General features: G+C 73.2%; 17 protein-coding genes. 1 reads left to right on the top strand and 16 read right to left on the bottom strand.

Features of this window, described 5'->3' with window-relative positions:
* Nucleotides 1-252: 252 nt before the first annotated feature.
* The 7 genes from rlmN to rpsB form a co-directional block, all read right to left on the bottom strand.
* Entirely contained in the window at nt 253-1,398 is a 1,146-nt protein-coding gene (gene rlmN / locus QE405_RS02145; RefSeq protein ID WP_307198577.1) for a 23S rRNA (adenine(2503)-C(2))-methyltransferase RlmN, read from the bottom strand.
* Between the two features lie 69 nt (nt 1,399-1,467).
* Nucleotides 1,468-2,190 (bottom strand): hypothetical protein, encoded by a 723-nt coding sequence (locus tag QE405_RS02140; protein WP_307198576.1) that lies wholly within the window; start codon nt 2,188-2,190, stop codon nt 1,468-1,470.
* Between the two features lie 70 nt (nt 2,191-2,260).
* Complete coding sequence (locus tag QE405_RS02135; protein WP_307198575.1) at nt 2,261-3,151, bottom strand: phosphatidate cytidylyltransferase; 891 nt, start codon at nt 3,149-3,151, stop codon at nt 2,261-2,263.
* Between the two features lie 15 nt (nt 3,152-3,166).
* The gene (gene frr, locus QE405_RS02130) at nt 3,167-3,721 is read right to left on the bottom strand and encodes a ribosome recycling factor (RefSeq protein ID WP_307205462.1); all 555 of its coding nucleotides are present in this window, start codon (nt 3,719-3,721) and stop codon (nt 3,167-3,169) included.
* Between the two features lie 115 nt (nt 3,722-3,836).
* On the bottom strand, nt 3,837-4,553 hold the full coding sequence (gene pyrH / locus QE405_RS02125; protein WP_307198574.1) for a UMP kinase: 717 nt from the start codon (nt 4,551-4,553) through the stop codon (nt 3,837-3,839).
* A 285-nt stretch (nt 4,554-4,838) separates the two neighbouring features.
* Nucleotides 4,839-5,651, bottom strand: a complete 813-nt coding sequence (gene tsf / locus QE405_RS02120) for a translation elongation factor Ts (RefSeq protein WP_307198573.1) — start codon at nt 5,649-5,651, stop codon at nt 4,839-4,841.
* Nucleotides 5,652-5,766: 115 nt separating this feature from the next.
* Complete coding sequence (gene rpsB, locus QE405_RS02115; RefSeq protein ID WP_307198572.1) at nt 5,767-6,690, bottom strand: 30S ribosomal protein S2; 924 nt, start codon at nt 6,688-6,690, stop codon at nt 5,767-5,769.
* A 395-nt stretch (nt 6,691-7,085) separates the two neighbouring features.
* On the opposite strand from rpsB, the gene QE405_RS02110 reads away from it, so the two are divergent.
* Nucleotides 7,086-7,769 (top strand): M23 family metallopeptidase, encoded by a 684-nt coding sequence (locus QE405_RS02110; RefSeq protein ID WP_307198571.1) that lies wholly within the window; start codon nt 7,086-7,088, stop codon nt 7,767-7,769.
* A gap of 285 nt (nt 7,770-8,054) precedes the next feature.
* On the opposite strand, the gene dprA is transcribed toward QE405_RS02110, so the two are convergent.
* The 9 genes from dprA to rplS all read right to left on the bottom strand — a co-directional run bounded on the left by dprA (nt 8,055) and on the right by rplS (nt 16,074).
* Nucleotides 8,055-9,212, bottom strand: a complete 1,158-nt coding sequence (gene dprA / locus QE405_RS02105; protein WP_307198570.1) for a DNA-processing protein DprA — start codon at nt 9,210-9,212, stop codon at nt 8,055-8,057.
* Nucleotides 9,209-10,792, bottom strand: a complete 1,584-nt coding sequence (locus QE405_RS02100) for a YifB family Mg chelatase-like AAA ATPase (RefSeq protein ID WP_307198569.1) — start codon at nt 10,790-10,792, stop codon at nt 9,209-9,211. Before QE405_RS02100 ends, dprA begins: the two co-directional genes overlap by 4 nt.
* 127 nt (nt 10,793-10,919) lie before the next feature.
* Nucleotides 10,920-11,279, bottom strand: a complete 360-nt coding sequence (locus QE405_RS02095) for a YraN family protein (protein WP_307198568.1) — start codon at nt 11,277-11,279, stop codon at nt 10,920-10,922.
* A 99-nt stretch (nt 11,280-11,378) separates the two neighbouring features.
* Entirely contained in the window at nt 11,379-13,133 is a 1,755-nt protein-coding gene (locus QE405_RS02090; protein WP_307198567.1) for a pilus assembly protein TadG-related protein, read from the bottom strand.
* Nucleotides 13,133-13,591 (bottom strand): TadE/TadG family type IV pilus assembly protein, encoded by a 459-nt coding sequence (locus QE405_RS02085; protein ID WP_307198566.1) that lies wholly within the window; start codon nt 13,589-13,591, stop codon nt 13,133-13,135. Before QE405_RS02085 ends, QE405_RS02090 begins: the two co-directional genes overlap by 1 nt.
* A 146-nt stretch (nt 13,592-13,737) precedes the next feature.
* Complete coding sequence (locus QE405_RS02080) at nt 13,738-14,046, bottom strand: DUF2469 domain-containing protein (protein WP_307198565.1); 309 nt, start codon at nt 14,044-14,046, stop codon at nt 13,738-13,740.
* 43 nt (nt 14,047-14,089) lie between these two features.
* Nucleotides 14,090-14,776, bottom strand: a complete 687-nt coding sequence (locus QE405_RS02075) for a ribonuclease HII (RefSeq protein ID WP_307198564.1) — start codon at nt 14,774-14,776, stop codon at nt 14,090-14,092.
* A gap of 19 nt (nt 14,777-14,795) precedes the next feature.
* Nucleotides 14,796-15,662, bottom strand: coding sequence for a signal peptidase I (gene lepB, locus QE405_RS02070; protein ID WP_307198563.1), 867 nt, complete (start codon nt 15,660-15,662; stop codon nt 14,796-14,798).
* A 58-nt stretch (nt 15,663-15,720) separates the two neighbouring features.
* Nucleotides 15,721-16,074 carry a 50S ribosomal protein L19 gene (gene rplS / locus QE405_RS02065; protein WP_307198562.1) on the bottom strand — a complete coding sequence of 118 codons (354 nt, stop codon included), beginning with the start codon at nt 16,072-16,074 and terminating at the stop codon, nt 15,721-15,723.
* Nucleotides 16,075-16,281 lie beyond the last annotated feature (207 nt).

Raw genomic sequence — 16,281 nt, 5'->3', positions numbered from 1 at the left:
CTCCGTCGGTGCACAGTCGTCGTCGCTGTGCGCTCACTGACGGATCGGACGCTAGGAGCGGGCCGGAACCACGCGGGGCGGCGCCGGTGGACGCCAGTTGAACCGGGCGGGAACCTCCACGGGACGCCGCTGCCTCCGCGTCATGCGGCGTTCACCCGGGCCGTCACGAACGACAGCGCGGTGGATCGCTGAGCAGACGGGTGCTCAGCGATCCACCGCGCTGGCGGAACGGCTGCGGGTGCGGGAGGGCGCCTACTCCGCGGCGGCCAGCTGGCCGCAGGCGGCGTCGATGTCGTCGCCGCGGGTGTCGCGGATCGTCGTGCTGATGCCCTTGGCCTCGAGCCGGCGCACGAACTCGGCCGTGTCGGCGTCGCGCGACCGCGTGAAGCGCGACCCGGGCACCTCGTTGAGCGGGATCAGGTTGACGTGCACCCAGCCCCAGTCACCGCGCGCGTTGAGCACGTCGGCGAGCAGGTCGGCCCGCCACGCCTGGTCGTTGACGTCGCGCATCATCGCGTACTCCACCGACACGCGGCGCTTCGTGCGGCGCGCGAACTCCCAGGCGGCGTCGACCGTCTCCGCTACCGAGTAGCGCGTGTTGATCGGGACGATGTCGTTGCGCAGCTCGTCGTCGGGCGCGTGCAGGCTCAGGGCGAGCGTGACCGGCACGCCCTCCTCCGCCAGCTGCAGGATGCGCGGCACGAGACCGACCGTCGAGACCGTGACGTTGCGGGCGGAGAGGCCGAGGCCCGCCGGCGCCGGGTCGGTCAGCCGGTGCACGGCCGCCACGACCGCCTTGTAGTTGGCGAGCGGCTCCCCCATGCCCATGAAGACCACGTTGGAGAGGCGTCCCGGGCCGCCGGCGATCTCGCCGCGCGCCATGGCGCGAGCACCGTCGACGACCTGGTCCACGATCTCGGCGGCGCTCATGTTGCGCTGCAGGCCGCCCTGGCCCGTCGCGCAGAACGGGCACGCCATGCCGCAGCCGGCCTGGCTCGACACGCAGATGGTGGCCCGCTGGGGGTAGCGCATCAGCACCGACTCCACGAGCGCCCCGTCGAAGAGTCGCCACAGCGTCTTGCGGGTGGTGCCCTTGTCGGCCTCCATCGTGCGCACGGGCGTCAGCAGGCGCGGGAACAGCGCCGCGGCCAGCTCCTCGCGCTGGGCCGCCGGCAGGTCCGTCATCTCGGCCGGGTCGGAGGTCAGGCGCGCGAAGTAGTGGTTCGAGAGCTGCTTCGCCCGGAAGCCCGGCAGGCCGGACTCCTCGAGCAGCGCCTTGCGCCCGGCCTCGTCGAGGTCGGCCAGGTGGCGCGGCGGCTTCGCGCGCCCCCGCGGGGCCTCCATCACGAGGGGCAGGGAGGTGCGCTGGGGCTCGGGCGTGGGGGTGTTCTCGGACATCGCCCCCCGATCATCCCACCGCGGCCACGTCTGCGCCGAAACGTGAGCCGAGGGGCTCCGGCGACGGTGTCAGCCCACGCCGATGAGCAGGAACAGCACGACGATCGCGGTGGTCGCGACCACGACGCCCGTGAGGGCGAGCCCGAGCACCATGTAGAGCCCGAACCGCCGCGTGCGCGGCAGCGCCACCAGGATCGCCGGGACCGCCAGGAGCAGCAGCACGAACGGCGTCAGCTCGGCCGACGTCTCCGCGTCGAACAGCCAGTCCGTGGCGCTGAAGTAGAGCACCGGCGCGAACAGCATGCAGACCAGCCCGACGTAGAACCCGCTGAGCGCGACCTTGGTCGACCCGGGTTCCTCGTCCTCGTCCTCGTCGCGGCCGGGCTCGACCTCCGGCTCCGGTACGGCGCGGACCACCGGCGCCGCGACCGTCGGGGGCACGACGGGCTCCGGCTCGGGCTCCGGCTCCGACTCGGGCTCCGACTCGGGCTCCGGCTCGGGCTCCGGCTCGGGCTCCGGCTCCCGAGGGACGTCGCGCACCGGCTCCAGTGCACCGGTGGCGGTCAGCACCTCGTCCGCGACGGGCTCGGGCGGCACGACCGGCTCGGGCGCGTCGACGACCGGCTCGGGCGCGTCGACGACCGTCGGAGCCGCCGGGGCCACGGGTGCCACCGGCGACGCGGCGGGGGCTGCCGCACCGACCGGCACGGCGTCACGTCCGCGGCGGGCCCGCTCCGCGGCGTACGCGGCTCCGGCGCCCGCGACGGCGACCGCCACCCACTTGGCTCGCACGGTGCGACCCCCTCTCGTCGGCGCTCACCCTAGTGCCGGCACGAGCGGCGGGCGCACGGCACGCCGGGGGTCAGAAGACCAGGTAGTGCAGCAGCAGCCACGTCGGGGCGACGGTGGCGAGCAGCGAGTCGAGCCGGTCCATGAGGCCGCCGTGGCCCGGGATCACCTGGCTCATGTCCTTGATGCCGAGGTCGCGCTTGATGACCGACTCGCAGAGGTCGCCGAGCGTGGCCATGACGACCGTGATGAGACCGAGGCAGATGCCGACCCACCAGTCGCCGTCGAGGAGGTACACGACGAGCAGCCACCCCACGACCACGCAGGCGACCGCGGAGCCCGCGAAGCCCTCCCACGACTTCTTGGGCGAGATCACACGGGCCATCGGGTGCTTGCCGAAGAGCACGCCCGCGACGTACCCCCCGATGTCGGAGGCGATCGTCACCAGCACGAAGACGATGACGCCGCGCACGCCGTCGTCGTACCCCTCGAAGCCGGTCGAGCCGCCCTCCGCCAGCAGCAGCGCGACGAAGGAGCCGAGGAACGGGATGTAGATGAGCGCGAAGATCGCGGCCGACGCGTTGCGCACGTAGCCGTCGACCCCCCGGTGCAGGAGCCACAGCATGATCGCCAGGCCGGTCACCGCCGTCGCGGTGACGAGGGCCGGGGGCCCGAAGAAGTAGGCGACCACGACCATGACGACGCCACCGACCATCAGCGGCTGCTCGGGGAGGTCGATGTCCTTCGCCGCGAAGCCCTGGTGGAGCTCCCACACGGCGACGACGACGGCGATCGCCACGATCACCATGAAGGCCGTCTTGTAGAACGCCAGGGACGCGGCGACGGCACCCAGGAGCACCACCGCGGAGGCGACCGCGGCGGGCAGGTTGCGACCTGCCCGGCCGTGGTCCTTCACGGGGGGTGCTGCCGGGGTGCCGGTGGTGTCGGGAGGAGTCACGCTCACGCTGTTCCGGTCTGCTCAGACCTCGAGCAGCTCGGACTCCTTCGCCTTGAGCAGGTCGTCGATCGCGTCGACGTGCTTCTTCGTGAGGCCGTCGAGGCGCTTCTCGGCACCGGTGACGTCGTCCTTGCCGACCTCGCCGTCCTTCTCGAGGCGCTCGAGGTTCTGCTTGGCGGTGCGGCGCAGGTTGCGCACGGCGACGCGCCCCTCCTCGGCCTTCGTGCGGGCGACCTTGATGAACTCCTTGCGGCGCTCCTCGGTCAGCTCGGGGAAGACGCAGCGCAGCACCTTGCCGTCGTTGGACGGGTTGACGCCCAGGTCGGAGTCGCGGATCGCCTTCTCGATGGCGTTCATGGCGCCCACGTCGTAGGGCGAGATGAGGATGATGCGGGCCTCGGGCGCCGTGAACGACGCGAGCTGCTGCAGCGGCGTCGGGGACCCGTAGTAGTCGACGACGATCTTGTTGAACATGCTCGGGTGGGCACGGCCGGCGCGGATGGCGGCGAACTCCTCGCGGGTCGCCTCGACCGACTTGTCCATCTTGCCGTCGGCCTCGTTCAGGACCTCGTTGATCACTGCTTGCTCCTCATCATCTGCGCGCGTCGCGCGTCGGGCTGGCGCCCAGCGACTCTGGTCTACGTTCGGTTCCCGCCGCAACCGGGCCGTGGCCGGTCGCGGCGGACTCAGCTCAGCTCTCGGCGCTGACGAGCGTCCCGATCTTCTCACCCTGCACGACGCGCAGGATGTTGCCCTGCGGCTGCATGCCGAAGACGACCATCGGCAGCTTGTTCTCGCCGCACAGCGCGAACGCCGTCTGGTCCATGATCCGCAGGCCCTGGCTGATCGCCTCGTCGTAGGTCACCGTGTCGAGCTTGACCGCGTCGGGGTTGGTGCGGGGGTCGGCGGAGTAGACGCCGTCCACGCCGTTCTTGGCCACGAGCACGGCGTCGCACTTGTTCTCGAGCGCGCGCTGCACGGCGACGGTGTCGGTGGAGAAGAACGGCATGCCCATGCCGGCGCCGAAGATGACGACGCGGCCCTTCTCCATGTGGCGGATCGCGCGGCGCGGGATGTAGGGCTCGGCGACCTGGCCCATCGTGATCGCGGTCTGCACGCGCGTGTCGACGCCGAGCTTCTCCAGGAAGTCCTGCAGCGCCAAGCAGTTCATGACGATGCCGAGCATGCCCATGTAGTCGGCGCGCGAGCGGTCCATGCCCCGCTGCTGCAGCTCCGCCCCGCGGAAGAAGTTGCCGCCGCCCGTGACGACGGCGACCTGCACGCCGGCCTCGACGACCGACGCGATCTCGGCGGCGATCTCCTGCACGACGTCGGGATCGACGCCGACGCTCCCTCCTCCGAAGACCTCTCCGGAGAGCTTGAGGAGGACGCGGCGGTATGCGGGCACGGGGTTCCTTTCGGTACGGCGCTGCGGCGGGTCGGCGTGGGTGGCTCGGTCAGGTGCGGGCGGGGTCCGCGACGACGCGGTCGGCGTCGGCGTGGTCGGCCTCGGTCCGGGGGTGGCCCGGGCACGACGAAGGCCGGCCCGCGTGACGGCGTGGTGCTCTGCACGTCATGCGGACCGGCCTCCTCGTGTGGCGGTGGATCACGAGGACCACTGCCGGGGTCTGTGCTGCCGGTGGACAGCGGGCCTCACCTTACTGGCCCGCGTGCCCGGAGGGGACGCCTCGGATCAGGCGCCCGCCTCGAAGCGCGCGAAGCGCGTCACCGTCGTGCCGGCGGCGTCGAGGATCTGCTTCACGGACTTCTTGTTCTCCGTCACCGACGGCTGCTCGAGGAGCACGACGTCCTTGAAGAACGCGTTGAGGCGACCCTCGGCGATCTTCGCGGCGACCTGCTCGGGCTTGCCCTCCTCCTGGGCCTGCGCCTGGGCGATCTCGCGCTCCTTCTCGACGACGTCCGCGGGGACCTCGTCACGCGTGAGGAACTGCGGGCGCATCGCGGCGGCCTGCATCGCGGCACCGCGGGCGGCCTCGGCGTCGCCCGAGTACTCGACGATGACGCCCACGGCGGGCGGCAGGTCGGCCGAGCGGCGGTGGAGGTAGACGACGGTGTCGCCCTCGAACACGGCGACCTGGCCGAGCTCGATCTTCTCGCCGATCTTGACCGCGAGGCCCTCGACGAGGGAACCGACGGTGCCGTCCGCGAGCGGGACGGCCTTGAGCGCCTCGGCGTCGGCCGGCTTGGCCTCCGCGGCGGCGTCCGCGATCTGCTGGGCGGCGGCGACGAAGTCCTCGCTCTTGGCGACGAAGTCGGTCTCGCTCTTGAGCTCGATGAGGGCGTTGCCCGACGCGGCGACGAGACCGGCGGAGGTCTCGCGCTCGGCGCCGCGCGCGGCGGCCTTGGCGGCGCCCTTCACGCGGAGGAGCTCGACGGCCTTGTCGAAGTCGCCGTCGGTCTCGGTCAGTGCCTTCTTGCAGTCCATCATGCCCGCGGCGGTGAGCTCGCGGAGCTTCTTGACGTCAGCGGCAGAGAAGCTGGCCATGGTGTCTTCTTCCTCTGGCTTCGGGGGTGGGGGGTGGCGCTACGTCGCGCCGGGCCCGCGGAACGCGTCCGCGAGCCCGGCGCGACGTCGGTGCTGGTCAGGTCGAGCCGGGGGCTCAGGCCTCGGCGGGAGCCTCGGTCGACTCGGCCGGGGCGGCCTCGGTCTCGACGGCCTCGACAGCGGCGTCGGCCTGCGCGGCCTCGGACGCGGCACCCGTGGCCTCGGCGGCCGGCGTGTCGCCCGCCTCGCCACCGGTCGCGGCAACAGCGGCCTGCTCGGCGTCGCCCGTCAGGAGCTCGCGCTCCCAGGCAGCCAGGGGCTCCTCGGCGGTCGCGCCGGCCTTGCCGCCCGAGCGCTCGATGAGGCCCTCGGCGACCGCGTCGGCGACGACGCGCGTCAGCAGGCCGACGGCACGGATCGCGTCGTCGTTGCCCGGGATCGGGAAGTCGACCTCGTCGGGGTCGCAGTTCGAGTCGAGGATGCCGATGATCGGGATGCGCAGCTTGCGCGCCTCCTCGACCGCCAGGTGCTCCTTGTTCGTGTCGACGATCCACACGGCGGAGGGCGTGCGGCTCATCTCGCGGATGCCGCCCAGCGTCTTGTCGAGCTTGTCGCGCTCGCGCTTGAGCTGCAGCAGCTCCTTCTTGGTGCGACCCGAACCGGCGACGTTGTCGAAGTCGAGCTCGTCGAGCTCCTTCAGGCGGTTGATCCGCTGGTGCACCGTCTGAAAGTTGGTGAGCATGCCACCGAGCCAGCGCTGGTTGACGTAGGGCTGGCCGACGCGCGTGGCCTGCTCCGCGATGGCCTCCTGCGCCTGCTTCTTCGTGCCGACGAAGAGGATCGTGCCGCCCTTGGCGACCGTCTCCTTGACGAACGCGTAGGAGCGGTCGATGTAGGCCAGCGACTGCTGGAGGTCGATGATGTAGATGCCGTTGCGGTCCGTGAGGATGAACCGCTTCATCTTCGGGTTCCAGCGACGGGTCTGGTGTCCGAAGTGGACGCCGCTCTCGAGGAGCTGGCGCATGGTCACGACTGCCATGGTGTTCTTCTCTTCTCCCGGAGGCGCACCCGTTGCGTCCGCCCTTGGCACGACGCGGACGTCGTGAGGCGCGGACCGGGAGCGGAGCTCCTGATCGTTCCCAGTTGTCACGACCGACGGTTGTCGGTCGTCCTGGTGCTCGCACGCGACCGGACCCGGTGGACACCGGGACTGAAGGCCGCGCCCTCGGTCGGTCACACCGCGCCGCCGGAGCGGTGCGAGGTGTCGCGGTCATCGAGCACGCGTAGTCAACCCACACAGCGGGCTGCGGCGGCAAGCCTAGACCCGCGCCCGCGTCGTACGCCAATCGTCCACAGCCGGCCCGCAGCGCCCGCTCGTCCACAGGACGGCTCGCACCCGGCCCGGTCGTGCTTCCCGGGCACCACGATGCCTGCATGCCCCGCCCTCGTCGCGCCGTCCTGCCCGCCCTCGCGCTCGTTGCCCTGCTGCTGAACGGCGGAGCCACGCACGCGGCGGACGACCCCGTCGGCTCGTGGCCGCTGCGTCCGGAGCCGACCGTGGTGACGCGCTTCGACCCGCCGACGAACCCGTACGGCGCGGGCCACCGCGGCGTCGACCTCCTGGGCCGACCGGGTCAGACCGTCCACGCCGCGCTGCCGGGGACGGTGGCGTTCGCCGGGCGGATCGCCGGGCGGGGTGTCGTCGTGGTGGGCCACGGGGCGACCCGCACGACCTACGAGCCCGTCGCGGCCTCGGTCTCCGTCGGGGACGCGGTGGCCGGCGGCGCCCCGATCGGCACCGTGGAGCCGACCGGGTCGCACTGCGCGCCCCGCACCTGCCTGCACTGGGGGTGGCGGGAGGGCGAGCAGTACCTCGACCCGCTCCGCCTCGTCGGCGACGGCCCCGTCCGCCTCGTGCCCCTCGACGGCCTGGGCGGCAGAGCGACGGCTCGCCCCCGTCCGGCCCGTCCGGCCCGACCCGCCGCGGTGTCGCCGTCGACCGCCGGCGCGGTCGAGCCGCGGGCCCGGTCGGGCCGGGCCGGGTCGGGCCGGGCCGGGTCGGGCCGGGCCGGGTCGGGCCACGCCGGGTCGGGCCACGCCGGGCTGCGGGCGATCTGACGCCGTCGGCGGCGCCACCGGCGTCGTACCGTCCCGCGGACGTCATGCGAGGCGGTGGCCGGGCGCTGCGATCCGCATGACGTCCCGCGCAGCGCCAGCGGCGCCGATCCCACCCCAGCCACCCCACCCCTCCGGGACGTCATGCGAGGCGGTGGCCCCGACCGGCGGTCCGCATGACGTCCGCGGGGGCGGCGAGCGGGGGCAGCACGAGGGGGCACGAACGACGCTCGGATCCACTCCGGATGCGTCGTTCGTGCCCCTTTCCTGCGTGGTTGCCCGGCGGCCTCAGCCGGGGTCGCTCCCCGGCTGCGGCGCGAGCCGCCAGCCCGAGCCGCTCTGCTCGACGAACCCGTCGGCGTCGAGCTCGGCGATGTCGCGCTGCGCGTCGGCCGGGGTGACGCCGGCCGCGCGGGCGATCGAGGCCAGCGTGGCGCCGCGGTGGACCGGCACGGCGTCGAGCACCTGCTGCTGCCGCCCCGTCAGGCGGTCGCGGGGCCGGGCCGGCCCGCGGGGTACGGCGAGGAGGTGCTCCCCCGACGCCCCGACGGCCTCGAGGACCTCGGCGCCGCTGGTCACCAGCAGTGCCGCGCGTGACCGGATGAGCTCGTGCACGCCCTGGGAGAGCCCGCTGGAGACAGGCCCCGGGAGGCCCATGACGACCCGGCCGACCGACTCGGCCCAGCTGGCCGTGTTGAGCGCCCCGCTGCGCAGTGCGGCCTCGATGACGACGGTGCCCGGGCACAGGGCCGCGATGAGGCGGTTGCGGGCCAGGAAGCGGATCCGCGTCGGGGCATGGCCGGGAGGCGCCTCGGAGACGATGGCGCCGTGGTCGCCGATGAGGTCGAGGAGGGCGGCGTGCGCAGCGGGATAGGCCTTGTCGACACCGCTCGCCAGCACCGCGATCGTCGGGCCGCCGCCGGCGAGGGCACCCCGGTGGGCGGCCTGGTCGACGCCGAAGGCGGCCCCCGACACGACGCACAGACCCGCGGCGGCGACGTCGGCGGCGATGTCGTGGGCCGCGCGACCGCCGTACGTCGTCGCCGCCCGCGAGCCGACGATCGCGACGGAGCGTCCCGCTCGGTCGAGCCGCAGCGGCCCCCGCACCCACAGGCCGACCGGAACTCCGCCCCGCCGGTGCAGGGGAGGGACGTCGGCGAGGTCGTCGAGCGCCGTCGGCCACTCGTCGTCCCCGGGCACCACGAAGCGGGCACCCTGACGCATCGCCAGCTCCAGACGCCGTGCGGGCTCGACCCCGCCGACGCGTGCGGCCACACCGGACAGGGCCCGGTCGACCCGCCCCGGGTTGCGGTGCGCCTCGCAGACCGCCTCGTGCACCGCCTCGGCGCCGACGCGACGCACCGCCTCCAGCAGGCGCACGTCGCCCGGCTCCAGGATCTGGCTGAGGGCGACGCGGGCGAGCCGCTCGCGGTCGTCGACGCTCATCCGGCACGCTCCACCAGCTCGGCGGGCAGGGGATCGCCGAGCCGCAGGGCCAGGGCGACGTCCACGTGCTGACGCCTCGGCTCGGCGGAGCCCGCGAGGTCCGCGACGGTCCAGGCCAGGCGGTGCACCCGGGTCGCACCTCGGCGCGTCAGCAGCCCGTCGTCGACGTGCTGCTCCACCCACCGGGCGCTCCGGTCGTCGAGGGGCCACGCCGCGCGGAGCGCGGCACCCGGCGCGTGCCCGTTGAGGCGCCAGCTGGCACCGGCGTACCGCTCCGCCTGTCGGCGTCGCGCCGCGGTCACGCGCGCCCGCGCCTCCGCACTGGTGGTCACCGCGGTGAGCGCGGGGCCGCTCCCCCGCGGCGGCGGTCGCACGTCGCGGAGGATGTCGACGCGGTCGGCGACCGGCCCCTCCAGCTTCTCCTGGTAGGTCCGCAGCTTCACCGAGGGGCACGTGCAGGCACCCGTGCCCGAGTCGCGCTCGCCGCAGGGGCAGGGATTGGCGGCGAGGACCACCATCGCTCGCGCCGGGAAGGTCGCGGTCTCCTCGCCCCGAGCGATCGTCACCTCGCCGCTCTCCAACGGCTCTCGCAACCCCTGCACCACGGTGCTGGAGAACAGCGGGAACTCGTCGAGGAACAGCACGCCGCTGTGGGCCCGGCTGACCGCGCCGGGACGGGCGCGGCCGCTCCCGCCCCCGAGGATGCTGGCCTGGCTCGCCCCGTGGTGGGGCGCCAGGTAGGGCGGGCGGCGGATCAGGGTCGTGGCCGCTGGCCCACCGGCCAGCGAGTGGATCGCGGTGAGCTCCAGCGCCTCCTCGTGGTCGAGGTCCGGGAGGATCGAGGGGATGCGCTCGGCCAGCGTGGTCTTGCCCGAGCCCTTCGGGCCCCGCAGCAGCAGGTGGTGGCCACCGGCGGCGGCGACCTCCGCGGCGTACACCGCCTCCCCCACCCCCACGAGGTCGGCGAGGTCGCCCTCCTCGAGACGCTCCTGTCCTCGCCACGAGAGCAACCGGCTCCCCGACTCCGCCGCGACCGGCGGCGCCTCGGGCACCTCGACGCCACGGAGCTCGGCCACCACCTGGGCCAGCGACCGCATGCCGAAGACCGCGACGTCCGGCACCAGCGCCGCCTCCGCGGCCTGCGGCTCGGGCACGAAGACGCGCCGGATCCCGTGGCTCGCGGCGGCCAGCACCATCGGCAGCACCCCGGGCACCGGGCGGAGCGCCCCCGCGAGGGTCAGCTCCCCCAGGAACAACGCGTCGTCGGTCGGGATCGGTGCGTCCTTGCGCGGGTCGACCGCGGCAGCCAGCACGGCGACGGCGATGGCGAGGTCGAAGTGGGTGCCGCGCTTGGGCAGGTCGGCGGGTGACAGCAGGATCGTCGTGCGGCGCGTCGTCGGCCAGGCGAACCCCGAGTTCGAGACCGCCATCCGGCAGCGGTCGCGGGCCTCGCTGATCGCCGCGTCGGGGCGGCCGACCAGGATCGTGGCGACCATGCCGGGCGAGACGTCCACCTGGACGTCGATGAGGTGGCCGGTCGCGCCCTGCAGCGCGATCGTGCGGGAGGTGGCGACCGCCATCAGGCGGCCCTGCGGTGAGGAGTCATGGCTCGATCCTCGGAGCGGGGAGGGCCCTGCGGTGGTGCCCGACCGCCTGCTGTGGAGAACCCCGCGCGACGGCTCGGCTGGGGACGAGGAACGGGTCGCGCTAGCCGATCCCGGCGACGTGCTCGACCTCGGCCGGCCCCGTCCGCGGGCACAGCACGCCGACCATGTCGATGCGCACGTGCTCGACCCGGAGACGGCGCTCGGCGACCCAGCGCGCGCCGAGCCGACGGAGGCGCGCGAGCTTGGCGGGGGTGACCGCCTCGAACGGCGACCCGTAGGCCACCGAGCTGCGCGTCTTCACCTCGCACACGACGAGCACGTCGCCGTCGCGGAGGACCAGGTCGAGCTCGCCGGCCTCGCACCGCCAGTTGCGGTCGAGCAGCACCATCCCCGCGGCGACGAGGTGGCGCGCGGCGAGCTCCTCGCCGTGGGCACCGAGGGCGAGGCGGCGGTGGGTCATCGCACCACCGTGGGCCGTCCGCCACCGGGCCACCAGCACCGCTCGACCGTCGGTGGAGAGACGGCCGTCAGACCGGGACTGGGGACGGAACCCGGGCCGTCACTGACGCAGGCGAGGGGCGTTGCAGGTCGGCGTCCGCTTCGCGAAGACGTCCGCGCCACCCAGCTGCAGGCCGAGCAGCTCCGCGAGCGGCAGCACCAGCGCGTTCTGCAACGAGGTCACCAGCGGGGACAGCACCGAACCGGTGAGGCTCGACAGGACGGGGTTCACCACGTCGGTGAAGAGCGGGTCCGTGCGCAGGACCGCTCGCACCTGCGCGCCCCCGAGCAGCGTCGAGTAGCGCAGGCGGAGCGTGGTGGCCGACGACACCGACACCGAGGGGACCGTCAGCAGGACGCCGGAGCCTGACCCCTGCGGGATGTCGTAGCTGGCGGGCAGCGTCAGCGTGACCGGCTTGTCGAAGCCCCCGGCCGTGGAGCGACCCGCGATCGACACCGGCGCGTCGAGCTCGAGAGTCGGCAGCCCGAGCACGCTCCCGAGGCCGAGGAAACCGAGGATCGGTGTGAGGAGCGAGTTGCCGAGCGGGACACCGATCGAGGCGCTCAGACGGGTCGACGCGCTGAGGTCGATGGAACCGACCACCGCCGACCGCACCTGGAGGAGCACCTTGTCGGGGCCGTTGGCGTTGCACTGCACGTCGAGCAGCCTGGCCACCGCCTGGCCGAGGTCGATCGACAGGTGGAGGTCCGTCGCGTCCATGCTGACCGTGGAACCCAACGCGCTCAGGGTCCGCGCGTCCACCCGCGCCGTCAGCTCCAGCTTGATCTGCGCCGTCTCGGCCTCGTTCCCGACGTTGAGGCACGCCTCCTGGGCCGGCTCGACGATCGTGAGCTTCGTGGAGGTGACCACGGCCCCCGGCAGCCCGATGCCCAGGTTCGGGACGTTGACCGTGCGACCGTCGTTGACCAGGTACGCCGTGCCCGTGACCAGGTCGAGCACGTTCAGACTGGCGTCGAGCGCGGCCTGCGGGGTGCCCTGCACCCCGAGCAGGTCCGCCACCGAGACCGTCGGCGTCGACACCGTCGCCGCCAGGGCCCGCAGCACGTCCGCCTGCACGCCCTTGCCCTGCCGGTCCAGGACCGTGGCGGAGGCGATGAAGAGGTCGGCGACCCGCACCGAGGGCAGCTCGAGCAGCTCGTCGACGGTGCCGACCCCGAGCCCGGGCACCTGCACGAGGTCCAGCAGCGAGACGTTCGCCCCCGCGAGTCCCTGGTAGGACACCGCGCTGAGGTTGACGGCGCTCCCGAAGAGGGCGCTGAGGAGGGGGTTGAGCAGGGCGCTCTGCGAGCTGTCGAGCGACGCGATGAACGACCCGATGCGGATGCACGCCGACTTGTCGGCGGTCGACACCGCGCTGCGCGTGACGTCACCCCGGCCGCCCGTGAAGAGGTAGCCCACGGAGCCGACCGCGGTCACCTTCACCGCGGTCGCCGGGTCGCTGGGACCGATGGACGCGAACGCACCCGCCGCGTCGAGCCGGCCCAGCTCGTAGGAGTAGTCCTCCGGCTCCGCACCCAGCCCATCCCCGTTGCGCGCCACGCTCGCCTCGAAGGCACGGTCGAGCGCGGCGCCGGAGTACGCGCTCTTGGCGCGTCCGTCCAGCTCCCGGGCCATGTCGAGGGAGACCAGGTCGGCGATCGCCTGGGCGTCGCGCCGGGCGACCCGCTGCATCCCGAGGTCGACCGCGAACGCGGTGATGATGAGGAGCAGCGCCAGGCTGAGCGCGACGAACAGGGCGACCGCTCCGCGCTCGTCCCGCGCCGTACGCCCTGCTCGGCCCGGGCGGGCCAGCATCAGCTCGTCCTCGCCGAGGCGGAGTAGCTGAGCGTGTCGGGCATGACGGCGCCGACGAGCGGCAGCGGGATGAGGGGGTGTCCGTCGTAGTCGTAGGACAGGCTGACCTGGTAGCAGCTCGTCCCGGTGGCGCACCCCGCCGGCGACGCGTCGAAGGTGCACGTCATCCCCGCGTCGGTGCAGGCGACGCCGTAGGCATCGAGGGCCTCGTCGACCGCCGCACGGGCGTTGCCCTCCCGCTTCGACGCGTCGACCGACACCGCCGCCGCACGCGCACCCTCGGCGGCGGCCTGGCTCATCGAGCCGCGGAAGCTCAGCATGTAGCCGTACGCGATGATGCCGAAGAGCAGCAGGAGCAGGATCGGCAGGACGAGGGCGAACTCGACCGCCGCCGCGCCCCGCTCGTCCCGCGCCGCGCGCCGTGCCCGGAGCCGGGCCACCAGAGCCGCCACCATCATCGCCGTACCTCGACCTGATCCCGGGGACGCAGCTGTCCCCTCCCGCAGGTCAGGCTAGGACCGGCGACAGCTCCTGTCCTCGGAGTCGCGCAACAAACCTCTAGAAAACCGCAAGATTTTGCCTCCGCGTCTTGAGGAAGGGCCGTTCAGCCCTTCGGCGGCTCGAGGTCGTCGGGCGCGAGCTCCTCGACGTTGACGTCCTTGAACGTCAGCACCCGCACGTTGCGGGCGAACCGCGCGGGCCGGTACATGTCCCACACCCAGGCGTCCGACATCGTCACGTCGAAGAAGACCTCGCCGTGCTCCGACTTCGCGCGCACGTCCACCTTGTTGCACAGGTAGAACCGGCGGTCGGTCTCCACCACGAACTTGAAGATCTTCACCACGTCGCGGTACTCGCGGTAGAGCTTGAGCTCCATCTCGGCCTCGTACTTCTCGAGGTCTTCGGTGCTCATCGAGGCTCCTTCTCCGGGGGGTTCTCCAGGGGGACGGACGGGGTCACGCGGGTGGCGCCGGGGGCGACTCTAGCGAGCGGGCGGCGGCGGCGCGCCGTACGTTGACGAAGCACCAGCGGTGGATGGCCGAGGGCCCGTGGGTCGCCAGCAGCTCCTCGTGGAGCGGGGTGATGTAGCCCTTGTGGACGTCGAACCGGTAGTCCGGGTGCTCGTCGTGGTAGCCCGTCATGATGCGGTCCCGCGTGACCTTGGCGATCACGGACGCGGCCGCCACGCAGCCGGCGACCCGGTCGCCCTTCCACACGGCCAGGCTCGGGGCGCGCAGCCCGTCGACGGGGAAGCCGTCGCTCAGCACGTACGACGGGGCGAGACCCAGGCGCGCCACCGCCCGTCGCAGCGCCTCGACGTTGGCGACGTGCATCCCGAGCCGGTCGCAGTCCCCCGGCTCGACCACCACGACGCTCCAGGCGAGCGCGCGGCGCACGACCTCGTCGTACGCGCGCTCGCGGGCCCGGGCGGTCAGCAGCTTGGAGTCCGCCAGCCCCGGTACGACGCCGGACCGGCCCTCGGGGAGGATCGCGGCGGCCGCGACGAGCGGCCCGGCACAGGCACCGCGTCCGGCCTCGTCGACGCCCGCGACGGGGCCGAGGCCGTACCGGCGCAGCGCGCGCTCGTAGCCGTAGAGCCCGGCGTCCCGACGGATCGTGACCCCGCGGGGACGGCTGGTCACGCGGCAGGCACCCCGGGGATCACCGGGGGTCGGGCACGTCGGCGAACGTCGCCGGGCGCTCCAGCCAGTCCCAGCTCGACCGGGGCCACACGACCGCGAAGACCTTGCCGACGACGAGGTCGGTGTCCACGAACTCGCGCCCCGTCGTGCAGGCCGTGTTGACCGCCGGGTCGCAGATGCGGGCCGCGGAGTCCTCGGACTGGGCCCGGTTGTCGCCCATGACGAACATCTGGCCCTCCGGCACCTCCACCGTCTCCCAGTCGGCGGTGCAGCCGTTGACCTCGGGCCCGTTGCACTGCAGGCCGTCCGCCAGGTAGGGCTCGTCGAGCGGCTGGCCGTTGACGAGGATCCGGCCCTGCTCGTCGCAGCACGAGATGACGTCGCCCTCGAGGCCGATGACGCGCTTCACGAGGTGGCCGCCGGTCGGGTAGAGGCCGATCTTCGACATCACCTCCGCGATCGGGTTGCTGGGCCCCTCCGCCGCGGTGGGCCCGAGCCAGCCACCCGGGTCCTCGAACACCACGACGTCGCCGCGCTGGGGGCCGTTGTCGCCCCAGTAGGACGGCTTCTCGACCAGGATCCGGTCGTTGACCTGGAGGCCCGGCACCATCGACTCCGACGGGATGTAGAACGCCTGGAGGAAGAACGCCTTGATGACGAAGGCGAGCGCCAGGGCGACCGCGAGCAGCAGGATCGTCTCCTGCCAGAGCGGCAGCTGCTTGCGCTTGCGGCGCGAGCGCTTGGCGCGACCGGCGGTCTCCCCCGACGTCTCCGCCGAGGTCGTGGTGGTGGTCGAGCCCTCCGCTCCGTCGCCGGAGAACGACGACGACCGCGGGTCCCCGTCCTCGTCGTGAGGGTGGGGGGACACGCGGTCGTCGGACGTCACGGGGACGAGACTAGCCACCTGCGCGACACCCGGGTCGGGCGCCTCGCGGCGAGCCGGGTCAGCTGTCGCGACGCTCCTTGATCTTGGCGGCCTTGCCGCGGAGGTTGCGCAGGTAGTAGAGCTTCGCGCGGCGCACGTCACCGCGGGTGACGACCTCGATGGTCTCGAAGATGGGCGAGTGCAGCGGGAAGGTGCGCTCGACGCCGACGCCGAAGGAGACCTTGCGGACGGTGAAGGTGCGGCCGATGCCCGAGCCCTGCACGCGGATGACGACGCCCTGGAAGACCTGGACGCGCGAGCGGCTGCCCTCGACGACCTTCACGTGCACCTTGACGGTGTCACCGGCGCGGAAGGCCGGGATGTCGCTGCGCTTGCTCGCCGCGGCGAGCTCGGTGATGACGTTGTTGCTCATGTGTGCTCCTCGCGAGTGCCACAGGTCAGCCGCGGTTCGATGGTGCGGATCCGATGAAGTGACGCCGGCACGGCAGTTCCCCTGTGGCAGAGGCGTGCGTGGCGCGACTGGTGATGTTCGCACAGACGGCCCGCCCCGATCCAATCGGGGCGGGCCGCGTGCGGGGTGCTACGGGGTGCTACGGGGTGGTGCGGGGGTGGTGCAAGG

The sequence above is a fragment of the Nocardioides zeae genome (genome assembly GCF_030818655.1).
GTDB lineage: Bacteria > Actinomycetota > Actinomycetes > Propionibacteriales > Nocardioidaceae > Nocardioides > Nocardioides zeae_A.
Note: the sequence above shows the minus strand (reverse complement) of the source record. Positions and strands in the feature narration are given on the sequence as shown.